Origin of the sequence: Phocaeicola intestinalis (genome assembly GCF_014837065.1) — a bacterium.
GTDB lineage: Bacteria > Bacteroidota > Bacteroidia > Bacteroidales > Bacteroidaceae > Phocaeicola > Phocaeicola intestinalis.
Genome location: NZ_JACSPP010000121.1, coordinates 1 through 2,701, shown reverse-complemented (window position 1 = coordinate 2,701; position 2,701 = coordinate 1). Strand labels below are relative to the sequence as shown.

General features: G+C 41.0%; 3 protein-coding genes and 1 riboswitch. Of the genes, 1 reads left to right on the top strand and 2 read right to left on the bottom strand.

Annotated features, from left to right (window positions below; translation table 11 throughout):
* Positions 1–356 precede the first annotated feature (356 nt).
* Positions 357–908 carry a beta-class carbonic anhydrase gene (locus H9625_RS17260; protein ID WP_022040990.1) on the bottom strand — a complete coding sequence of 184 codons (552 nt, stop codon included), beginning with the start codon at positions 906–908 and terminating at the stop codon, positions 357–359.
* Between the two features lie 108 nt (positions 909–1,016).
* Positions 1,017–1,778, bottom strand: coding sequence for a DUF4465 domain-containing protein (locus tag H9625_RS17255; RefSeq protein ID WP_225226491.1), 762 nt, complete (start codon positions 1,776–1,778; stop codon positions 1,017–1,019).
* Positions 1,779–1,965: 187 nt separating this feature from the next.
* Positions 1,966–2,164: riboswitch (cobalamin riboswitch) on the bottom strand.
* A gap of 111 nt (positions 2,165–2,275) precedes the next feature.
* Here H9625_RS17255 and H9625_RS17250 point away from each other — a divergent pair.
* Positions 2,276–2,527, top strand: coding sequence for a hypothetical protein (locus H9625_RS17250; RefSeq protein WP_087396985.1), 252 nt, complete (start codon positions 2,276–2,278; stop codon positions 2,525–2,527).
* Positions 2,528–2,701: the final 174 nt, after the last annotated feature.

Below are 2,701 nucleotides of genomic sequence, written 5' to 3'. Positions count from 1 at the left end.
AACTGCAAGTAACTGGAGAACTTTTTTTGAAACTTTTTTCATGTGAAATATGCAAAATGCTGATATTCACAGATATATAGGGGAATATTTACACCTAGAGAAAACTTAGTAAGAATAACAATACTCCTTATTATACATATAAGAACAGAAAACCGAAGGCAAGGATACAAAAAAGCACCTATATGTACGGGGCAACGGATATATCTTCCATGCCCCCGTACATATAAGTGCGTACCTTGAATGAATTAAGTAATGCTGTATCAGGTTCTAATAAATGAAGTAGCCTTCAACGAAATAATATATGCAGCATTAAATGCATTTATCTTGCACTTGTCATCTTCTCCTTCGGTTATGCATTAATCTATATTTTCAAACTCAGTCAATTTACCAGTTACAGAGTCAATAATAAATCCACGCACGACTACATCTTTAGGCACTAATGGATGATGTTTTACCAAATGCACACTACCTCGTACCGATTGCTCCACATCGTCAAACCCGCTCAACCAAGCGTGCAAATCAACATTGCAATACTCCATCATCTCAATGTCACGGTCGGATACTCCGTGCTCTTTAATATGTCGCAACATGACCTGACTATCCATGTGTTGCGCCCCACAATCCGTATGACCGATAATCATAATTTCTTCTACACCCAGTTCGTAAATACCTACCAACAAGCTACGCATCACACTTCCAAAGGGATGTGTCACCGTTCCTCCGGCATTCTTAATCATCTTTACATCCCCGTTGCGCAAGCCTAAGGCAGCAGGTATCAACTCAACCAAACGCGTATCCATACAGGTCACTATCGCAATCTTCTTATCAGGATATTTTGTGGTTACGTACTGTTCATAGCCTTTGTTTTCTACAAAGGAACGATTGAACTCCAATAATTCGTCTATCATACACACTTAATTTTATGTTTCAAACCGCACAAAGATACGCAAAAAGGCCCACTCTTCCGAAGATAAACTTCTTCTAAGTGAGCCTTGCTGATTATTTTCGAGAGGAAATCAATTTTCCTGCAATGTTATATCATCCATGCAAAAATAAGAAGGAGTATTCATACCGAAATCACCTATATCGGAAGAAGACATTTCAAACGTAATATACGAGGCATCTGCCAGTTCGCTCCAGTCGAACCATTCCCACGTATCGAGAATCATGCTGTTCCCATCACGAAAATCGGCCAAATAAAAATCGACACGCCCTATTTCGGAATCATCGCTTGCGTGACCTACAGCAGTCAGAATGAACCAGTCACCCACTCCAAACTTCCGCACCAAACCTATTCCTCCATCATTACCGTCTTTCATAGCCAGATAATCATAGGTTGTATTCGTTACCCATGCTCCTTTGAAACGATATTTTCCAACTTGCAGATTTGTAATCCGCGCTGGAGTGTACTCGTTTGCATTACTGGTCAGGTAAACGCTTCCATCCCTGCCAGCACCGGTAATGGCACTTAAATTGGTATATCCAGAAGTTGTTACATCCGTTCCATTGGTATAAGTGAACCCTCCACCAAAACTCTGTCCACTAAAATAATGGGAAAAAGCAACTAACGCCTGAGGGTCGGAGAAGGAAGTCCTTTGATAAAACCCATCCACTTCGCCTTCGGTGGCGATGAAAGAGCTATTCGGCTCGCTCAATTCGCCTTCAAAACTGATTACCGCTTCTTCTTTCTGCTCTTCACTTGCCGGATTCTCGTCATCGCTACAATTCCAAAGCGACACACACAACAGTGCCGCCCAAAACCATACTAATTTTTTCATCTGTCCTAATTGCTTTAATTGATTCATGTTATCTTTTGGTTAAAATATAAACCTATTCACACAAGGAAGTTATCCCTGCGCATCTTCGCATAACACCGATTGCAATTAGAAAAAGGGAATAATAAAGAGAGGGCAGCCCGAAAAGCCACATCCTGCCGTATTCCCACGCTTTTTCCTCGAAAGCAGTGAAAATGCAAAGGCACACGGCAGGTCTTCTGACTTGTTCCTATCGACAAACCGCCTTCCCAAGATACCCTCCCAGTGGCTAAGAATGGTTTGCGACACTTCAGTCTATGGAACTTACAGCAGCGGGACTGTTCAGGACTTGCACCTGATTCCCTTTTAATCGGACGTAGTTTGCCCGAACCGTTGCATGGGCAAAGATAGAAAGTTTTTCATTACATGAACTGACGTTAACAAACATTAATAGAAGTATAAGCAGGATTAAGGGCATCTTCTTGTTTATTGACTAAGAAACATAACCAACAACCGACAATATGGAATTTATCATCGTTTCAGTACTTCTTATCGCCACCGCTTCCTTTGTAGGAGGCTGGGCTTTGGTCAGTTTTTACAAAGCCGAACTACATTATGGAACATATTTTCATACAAATACCCAACAACAATCCGATATAGAAGAGATTGACTCCCAAAAGATTTTTGAGTCCAAGATCTCCCTTTTGGACAAACCCATCAGCTTTTCCTTTCCGATAACCCGTCGGACATGCACACAAACCTCTTCTGAATAAAGCCGCTATATAAGTCCATCCGCTGTAAGATTAATAATCTTCAGGCTGCAAGATTATTAATCTTACAAGCGGAAGATTATTAATCTTACTCCGTGTAGTGATAAATGTACTAACAAACCTTAAACGATTTCATCGTCCGGTAAGTAGTAGTCTCTCCATTTGATGTCCGATGTG

Coding starts and splice junctions, on each gene's coding strand:
- H9625_RS17255 (WP_225226491.1), bottom strand. CDS start 1,778: ATGAAAAAATTAGTATGGTTTTGGGCGGCACTGTTGTGTGTGTCGCTT.
- H9625_RS17250 (WP_087396985.1), top strand. CDS start 2,276: ATGGAATTTATCATCGTTTCAGTACTTCTTATCGCCACCGCTTCCTTT.
- H9625_RS17260 (WP_022040990.1), bottom strand. CDS start 908: ATGATAGACGAATTATTGGAGTTCAATCGTTCCTTTGTAGAAAACAAA.